The organism is Methylobacterium sp. B1 (assembly GCF_000333255.1).
Taxonomy (GTDB): Bacteria; Pseudomonadota; Alphaproteobacteria; order Rhizobiales; family Beijerinckiaceae; genus Methylobacterium; species Methylobacterium fujisawaense.
In genome coordinates this window covers 1-7,605 of record NZ_BACT01000297.1, presented here as the reverse complement: position 1 = coordinate 7,605, position 7,605 = coordinate 1, and the positions used below count along the sequence as shown (strand labels likewise).

Below are 7,605 nucleotides of genomic sequence, written 5' to 3'. Positions count from 1 at the left end.
CGGTCAGCAGAGCCAGGGCCTCCGCGACGGGATCGACGGAGGCCGACTCGCCGCCCTGACCCGCGGGCGCGGAATCCTGGGCCGCGCCGGCACCGGCTTCGACCGTGGTCTGGCGCTGGTCATCCTGAGGCATGTCGTTGCTCGTCATCACGTTTCAGTCGTGGGCGGGAATCGGTGAGGGATGGTGGAATCGGCGCTGATATCTGGCCAAGGGGTCGCGAAATCAACCCGTCCGCTCACGCCTCGCGCGGCGGCGGGGCCGCCACCAGCGCCTCCAGACCCTCGGCCTTCAGCGTGGCGACGTCGTGCGCGAACACGTCCATCACGGCGCTGCGGATCGCGGCCTGCCGGTCGGGCTGCGTCACCCGGGTGCCGGTGAGGTCGGTGACGTAGAAGACGTCCACGGCGCGTTCGCCGAAGGTCGCCACATGCGCCGACGTTATGTTGAGCGACAGCCGGCTGAAGGCGGTGGTGAGCTCGTAGAGCAGGCCCGGCCGGTCGAGGCCGGTGATCTCCACGACGGTCTCCCGGCTCGACAGCGCGTTGTCGATGATCACGTCCGGCGGCACCGGGAAGGTCTTGGCGCGGGTGCTCGCCGTCGGGTGCTTGTCGGCGACGAGGTCGGCGATGCGGATCTCGCCCTTCAGCGCGCGCTCGATCGCCGCCGTGATGCGCTTGGTCCGGCGCAGCTCGTCCTCGTCGCGCTCGAAGGCGCGGGAGATGAAGATCGTGTCGAGGGCAAACCCGTCCGTGGTGGTGAAGATCTGCGCGTCGACGATGTTGCTCCCCGCCGCCGCGCAGGCGCCGGTGACGATGGCGAGCAGGCGGGGATGATCCGGCGAGTAGATGGTGATCTCGGTCACGCCCCGAACCGGATCGAGGGCCACGTCGGTGGCGCTGGTCCGTCCGTCGCGCACCACGTCGCGCAGGAAGATCGCGTTCTTCAGCTGGCGCGTGCCGTCGACCTTCAGCCAGTAGGCCTGGCTGTGCCGCGCCGCGTAGGCATCGAACTCCTCCGAGGCCCAGCCCGGCAGCTGCTCGCGCAGGCCCATCTGCACGAGGCGCACCCGGTCGGTGCGGGCGATCTCGGAATGGCCGCCTGACAGGTAGACTTCGGTCTCGTCGTACAGCGTGCGGATCAAAGTGCCCTTCCAGGCGGTCCAGACCCCCGGCCCGACGGCGGTGATGTCGGCCACCGTCAGGATGGTCAGGAGTTTCAGCCGCTCCAGGCTCTGCACGCTCGCGGCGAACCGCTCGATCGTCTTGGCGTCCGAGAGGTCGCGGCTCTGCGCCGTCATGGACATCAGCAGATGGTGTTCCACGAGCCAGCGCACGGTCTCGGTCTCGGCTTGGTTCAGGCCGAAGCGCGGGCAGAGCTTCTCGGCGATGGCGGCGCCGGCGATCGAGTGGTCCTCAGGCCGGCCCTTGGCGATGTCGTGCAGCAGGATCGCCACGTAGAGCGCCATGCGGTTGTGGATCGTATGCACGAGGCGCGAGACCAGCGGATAGGTCTCCTGGACCCGGCCCGATTCGATGTCGGCCAGGACGCCGACCGTGCGCAGCAGATGCTCGTCCACCGTGAAGTGGTGGTACATGTTGAACTGCATCATCGCGACGATGCGGCCGAAATCCGGGATGAAGCGGCCGAGCACGCCCGCCTCGTTCATCTCGCGCAGCGCCTCCTCCGGGGCGTTCCGCGAGGTGAGGATCTCGACGAACAGGCGATTCGCCTCGGGGTCCACGCGCAGCGACGGGTTCACGAGGCGCAGGGACCGGTTGGCCAGCCGCTTGGCGTCCGGATGGATCGCGAGGTTGTGCCGGTCGGCGAGCCAGAACAGCCGGATCAGGTTCACGGGGTCGCGCTCGAAGGCGTCCTCCGCCCGCAGGTTCACCCGGCCGTGGTCGATCCAGAAATCCTCCGCCTCCATGGCGGTTGCCCGGAACCGGTCGCGGAACCGGCCGATCCAGCGGTCGAGCACCGGGGTGCGCTTGGCATGGCGCGCCTCCAGCTCCGCGCAGACGATGGCGGTGAGGTCGCCCACGTCCTTGGCGATGCGGAAATAGGCCTTCATGAAGCGCTCGACGCCGGAGAGGCCGCCCCGGGGCTCGTAGCCGAAGCGCTCGGCGATCCGCGGCTGCAGGCCGAAGGACAGGCGCTCCTCCGCGCGCTTCGTCACGAAGTGCATGTGGCAGCGAACCCGCCACAGAAACTCGTCGCAGCGCTCGAACAGCGCGTATTCCTCCGGGGTGAACAGCCCGGCGCTCACGAGTTCCAGCTGGTCGCGGACCCGGTAGGTGTATTTGGCGATCCAGAACAGGGTGTTCAGGTCGCGCAGGCCACCCTTGCCGTCCTTGACGTTGGGCTCGACGAGATATCGGGAGGTGCCGGCCTTGGAGACGCGCATGTCGCGCTCGCGCAGCTTCGCCTCCACGAACTCGGCGGCGGATCCGACCACCAGCTCGGCGTCGAAGCGGGTCACGAGCTCCTCGTAGAGGATCCGGGTGCCGAACAGGTATCGCGCTTCCAGGAGGGCGGTGCGGATCGTCATGTCGGCCCGCGCCTCGCGCAGGCATTCCTCCACCGACCGGGTGGCGTGGCCGACCTTCAGCTTCAGGTCCCACAGGACGTAGAGCATCCCCTCGACGACGCTCTCCGACCACGCCGTCTGCTTGTAGGGAAGCAGGAACAGCAGATCGATGTCCGAGCCCGGCGCCATCGTGCCCCGGCCGTAGCCGCCGGTGGCGACCACCGCGAGCTGCTCACCGGTCGACGGATTGTCGTTGGGATAGAGGCGCCAGACCACGGCATCGTGAATCGCCCGGACCACCGCATCGGTGAGGTTCGACAAGGTCTGCGCGCAGCGCAGCCCGTTGCGGTCCTCGAGGAGCTGCGCCTCGGCGGCGCGGTGGCCCTCTTCGATGACCCGGCGCAGTTGCGGCACGAGCGCGGCCCGGAGCTTCGTGGGCTCACGGGCCTCGCGGTCGAGGTTCTCCAGAACCGTGTTGAGGGCTGCGACGGGATCGAACATGGCTCCCGTTAGCATGATATCCCGACACCGCCAGCCACGCGGCCCCGCCGCTATTCCGCAGCCGGCAGGTCGAGGGCGAGCAGCCGCGCCGTGCGGGTGCGGGTCGCCGCCCGGGGCTCCGCCTCGCTCGCCTGCCGCCGCGCGTCCGCGATCGCCGCATGGACGCCGTCCACCGCCAGGATCAGCGCGCTGACTGTCCGCGCATCGATGCTGCGTTCACGGGCGTAACAGACGACGTCCGCCACCAGCCCGTCGGTCTCGATCGCGATCGCATCGAGTTCGGCGGCGCTGGTCGCCGCCCGCACCTCGCGCATGATGTCGAGGAGCCGGTCGAGGACGAAGTCCACGCGCTCCCGGCGCTTTCGGGCGAGGCGCTGGCCGATCCAGGCGATGCCGGACCCGATCGTGCCGCCGAAGAAGGCGAACAGGTAGATGTAATCCTCGTAGCGATCGAGGAAGGTCTGCTGCTCGCGCTCGAAATAGTCGACGGCGCCGGGGTGGTTCGGCAGGCGCGCCGAGGTCGCCGCCACGGTGGTGTCGAAGTCCGGCGCCTTCATCAGCTTGGCCACCGGCGCCGCCGAGGCCAGACGCGAGCGCCACTCGAACAGGTGCTGCGTCGCCGAGGCGACCGCGACCCGGCTGACCGTGCCCCGCGCCATCAGGCGGTAGGACGCGCCGACGGTCTTGATCTCCTCGTCGGGGCGCTTCGGCCGGCCGCCGAAGGTGCCGGCCGGAATCGTGACCGCTTGCAATTCGGGGAAGCGCTGCAGGATCGCGTCGCCGTCCGGGATCGAGACGAAGCCGACCTTCCGCTCCGGCGAGCCCAGCTCGACGGCGCGAACCACGGAAGCCGCGGGCTTGGAGGCGGGGCTCGCGATCACCGCCACCGCATCGACGCGTTTGTCGGCGAGGGCGGCGGTCACCTCGCCGATCTTGAGCGGCACCACGGTGACATGACCGGGCTCCGCCTCGGCGGCAGGGCTGGCCTCCGGCGCGTCCGCGCCCGCATTGTCCGGCACGAGGTCGTAGAAGGAGAGCAGGTTCGTCAGGAAGGACAGGTCGGCGCTGTGCCGGACCACGATGCCGAGCCGCTTGCGCGCGAGCGCGGGGATGTCGTCGATATCGGCCGCCTCCGGCGCCGCGATGACCAGGGCCTCGTCATGCAGGATCGCGAGGGTCAACCCGTTCTCGGGCAGGAACACGTCCGGCCGGACCACGGCGAGGTCGGCCTTGTTCCGCTGAAGCGCGAGGGCGCTGTCGCGCACGTCGCCGTAGCGCACGACCTTGAGCCGGACATCCTCGCGTGCCCGGTCGAGGGCGCTGGCATAGGCTTCGATCAGCGCGGCCTCGGGGCCGTCCTGCGGGCCGACCGCCACCGTCAGGGTATTCGGGCGCGACAGATAGACGATTGCGGCCGCGGCCGCAGCGAGCCCCAGGGCAACGAGGACCAGGAGCCATTCACGCCGCATCAGGATAGCTGCCGCACGTGGCAGCCGACGGTTCCGTCGACCCTGCGGATCGCCTGACGAAGAACGGTGGTTCGGGCCATGGCCGAGCCTGTCGCGTTGCGCGCGTTCCATGCCCGAGTCATGGAACGCAAACCTGTCGAGATCGTGAAGAACCGGTGAAATCTCCATTCGTTGCAGGATCCGCGCCAGAAGGTCGCGACCGCGAGATCGAGCCGCCCGGCCCTGTGAGCCCGGCGTGGCTGGAGCGGGCGGCGCTCCATTATCTGGAGCGCTACAGCGCCTCGACCGAGATGCTGCGCCGGACCCTTGCGCGCCGCGTCCAGAAGCGGGCCCGCGCCCGGGGCGAGGATCCCGCGCTCTTCACCGACCTCGTGACGGCGACCGTCGCGCGGGCGGTGTCGGCCGGCCTCGTGGACGACGCGCGCTTCGCCGACACCCGCCTCGCCACCCTGCGCCGCCGCGGCACGGGCGGGGACGCCGCGGCCGGGCGCGACGCCTTCGAGGCGCGGCTGCTCGCCCTGTCGCGGGCCCACGACATCCTGACCCGCGAGAGCTGGGCGAGCGCGGACCTGCGCGGCGTCGCGACCCAGGCGATGCGGCCCTTCCTGGGCGCGGAAGTCCCGGGGGGCGCTCGGTCCGGCAACGATCTGGCGAGCCAGACCTCGTCCGGTGCGCTGCCGCCGCGCATCAGCCTGGAAGGTCCCGACCTGCGGCTGCCGCCCGAGGGCGCGCTGGCGCTCACGATGATCCTGCACGAATTGTGCACCAACGCGGTCAAGCATGGCGCCCTGTCGGTTCCGGGCGGTCGCGCGGCGCTGGTCTGGACGGTGGAGGCCGGCCCAGACACCGATACCCTCCGGGTGACATGGTGCGAGTGCGGCGGCCCCCCGGTCGTCCCGCCGACGCGGAAGGGATTCGGCACCCGCCTGCTGGAGCGGGGCTTTGCCGGGAACAGGACCGCCAGCCTCACCTACGAGGCTGCGGGCGTCGTCTACAGGGCGGCCAATCCCCTGCCCGCCCCCGGCCGCGCGGCCGCGCAGCCCACGCCGCGTCTGCAGGCCGGACGGGCCTGATCCCGCTCCGGCCCGATCGGCTCTCCCTCCCGTTCCACCCCGACATCGACCCCGCCTCGCGGCGTCGGGACAGCGGCCGCGCATTCCCTTAGCCCGGCCCCACGGTCCGGCCCCATGGCCCGACAGAGCCCGATCCGGCGCATCGGAACCAGATCCGGCTTTAATCCCGGCAATGATTTCGTGACGAGACAAAGACGTGCGCAAACACACTCTGTAGTACATTGGTGATGGATTAAAGTCTTCATTGATGTGATGTGCTGAGACGCACATGAGATTTGCAAGAGTTTGACTAGGTTCGACTGACCGGCAGGGATTCGGTGTCCCCGGCCACAAGACGAACGCGCGAGGAAACGCCATGCCCCAGTCACGACACGTCCCGATCCGCGGCACCACCGTCGGCCTCGCCCTGGGCCTCCTGGCCGGACTCCTCGGCGCGCCCCTGGCCGCGCAGGCCGGCGAAGGCGGCGGCGGGAGCCGCCAGGCGGCCGGCGGGGGCCACATGAGTTCCTACGTCAGCGATCCCCATCACGACCCGCGCTCCCTGCACTCGCAGCGCGCCGGGACCGGTCAGCTCCTCGGAGCGCCGATGCTCCACGAGAGGGCCGGCACCACGGTGGCGCGCCGCCGCGCGGTCGATCCCCACTGGGCGTCCGGAACCGTAGAGCCCCGCCGGGCCCGACGCTGAGACCGCCCGCCCGGCTCCGGGACGACTCGCCTTCCTCCCCCCGGCCTGGCCGGGGGACCTTCACCCCGACCCAAACGCTCGGGCCGCACGACCCACCCCCCTTGGGACGGGTCGTGCGGCCCGAGCGGTGTGCCCGCCCCGGTTTCTCCCCCGGTTCTCCCAGCGTCAGAGACCCCTTCATGAACAACATCATCCAGGGCATCGCCAGCTTCCAGGGCAACGTCTTTCCCGGACAGCGGCAGATGTACCAGCAGCTCGTGCGCGACGGTCAGCAGCCGAGCGCGCTGATCATCGCCTGCGCGGATTCCCGGGTCTCGCCGGAGCACATCACCCAGGCGGGGCCGGGGGACCTGTTCGTCTGCCGCACGCCGGCAACATCGTGCCCCCGGCCTCCGACGTGGTCGGCGGCGTCTTCCTCGGCGATCGAGTATGCCGTGGTGGCGCTGGGCGTGCGCGACATCGTGTTCTGCGGCCATTCCGATTGCGGCGCCATGAAGGGGCTGATGAACCGGGATCTGCTCAAGCGGATGCCCAGCGTCGCGTCCTGGCTGCGCCACGCCGAGGCCGCCGAGCGGATCGTCTGCGAGGCCTATCCCGAGGGGAGGGACGCGCAGGCCCGTCACCACGCCCTGGCCCTGGAGAACGTGGTGGTCCAGCTCGCCAACCTGCGCACCCATCCGAGCGTCGCCGCCGCCCTCGCCAAGGGGTCCCTGCGGCTGCACGGCTGGTTCTTCGAGATCGAGACCGGCGCCCTCCTGGCCTATGACGGCGCGAACGGGCGCTTCCGGCCGATCGCCGGGGCCGACATGCCCGTGGCGCAGGATTCCTCCACCGGCAGCCGCCTGCAGGCGGCCTGACCCATGCGGATCCCCAGCAGCCTGACCGCCGCCCTCGCCCCGGGCGGCGCCATCCGGACGAACCTCGCCCGGGACCTGCCCGCCTCCGTTGTGGTCTTCCTGGTGGCGCTGCCCCTGTGCATGGGCATCGCCATCGCGTCCGGCGTACCGCCGGAACGCGGTCTCGTCACCGGCATCGTCGGCGGCATCGTGGTCGGCCTCATCGCGGGCTCGCCGCTCCAGGTCAGCGGGCCCGCCGCGGGGCTCGCGGTGATCGTGTACGGGTTCGTGCAGGCGCACGGGCTCGACGCCCTCGGCCCGGTCCTGGTGGTGGCGGGCCTCGTCCAGCTCGCCGCCGGCGCCCTGCGGATCGGCGGCTGGTTCCGGGCGATCTCGCCGGCCGTGGTGCACGGCATGCTGGCCGGCATCGGGATCCTGATCGTCCTGGCCCAGATCCACGTCCTGACCGACGCCCTCCCCCGGGCGAGCGGCCTGGACAACCTCGTGGCGATC

The 7,605-nt window shown here is 70.7% G+C and carries 6 protein-coding genes; 4 read left to right on the top strand and 2 right to left on the bottom strand.

What is annotated here, in order from left to right; genetic code table 11:
* Nucleotides 1-236: 236 nt before the first annotated feature.
* Nucleotides 237-3,029 (bottom strand): [protein-PII] uridylyltransferase, encoded by a 2,793-nt coding sequence (locus I53_RS08675; protein WP_043349231.1) that lies wholly within the window; start codon nucleotides 3,027-3,029, stop codon nucleotides 237-239.
* A 50-nt stretch (nucleotides 3,030-3,079) separates the two neighbouring features.
* Nucleotides 3,080-4,498, bottom strand: a complete 1,419-nt coding sequence (locus I53_RS08670; protein ID WP_043349228.1) for a TAXI family TRAP transporter solute-binding subunit — start codon at nucleotides 4,496-4,498, stop codon at nucleotides 3,080-3,082.
* 224 nt (nucleotides 4,499-4,722) lie between these two features.
* Between I53_RS08670 and I53_RS31090 the strand changes: the two genes are divergently transcribed.
* The 4 genes from I53_RS31090 to I53_RS08645 form a co-directional block, all read left to right on the top strand.
* Nucleotides 4,723-5,571, top strand: coding sequence for an HWE histidine kinase domain-containing protein (locus I53_RS31090; RefSeq protein ID WP_083936003.1), 849 nt, complete (start codon nucleotides 4,723-4,725; stop codon nucleotides 5,569-5,571).
* Nucleotides 5,572-5,926: 355 nt separating this feature from the next.
* Nucleotides 5,927-6,256, top strand: coding sequence for a hypothetical protein (locus I53_RS08655; protein ID WP_051044734.1), 330 nt, complete (start codon nucleotides 5,927-5,929; stop codon nucleotides 6,254-6,256).
* A 179-nt stretch (nucleotides 6,257-6,435) separates the two neighbouring features.
* On the top strand, nucleotides 6,436-7,113 hold the full coding sequence (locus tag I53_RS08650) for a carbonic anhydrase (RefSeq protein ID WP_043349226.1): 678 nt from the start codon (nucleotides 6,436-6,438) through the stop codon (nucleotides 7,111-7,113).
* Between the two features lie 3 nt (nucleotides 7,114-7,116).
* Nucleotides 7,117-7,605, top strand: a 489-nt coding sequence (locus tag I53_RS08645) for a SulP family inorganic anion transporter (protein WP_043349224.1), incomplete at its 3' end; no start/stop codon positions are given.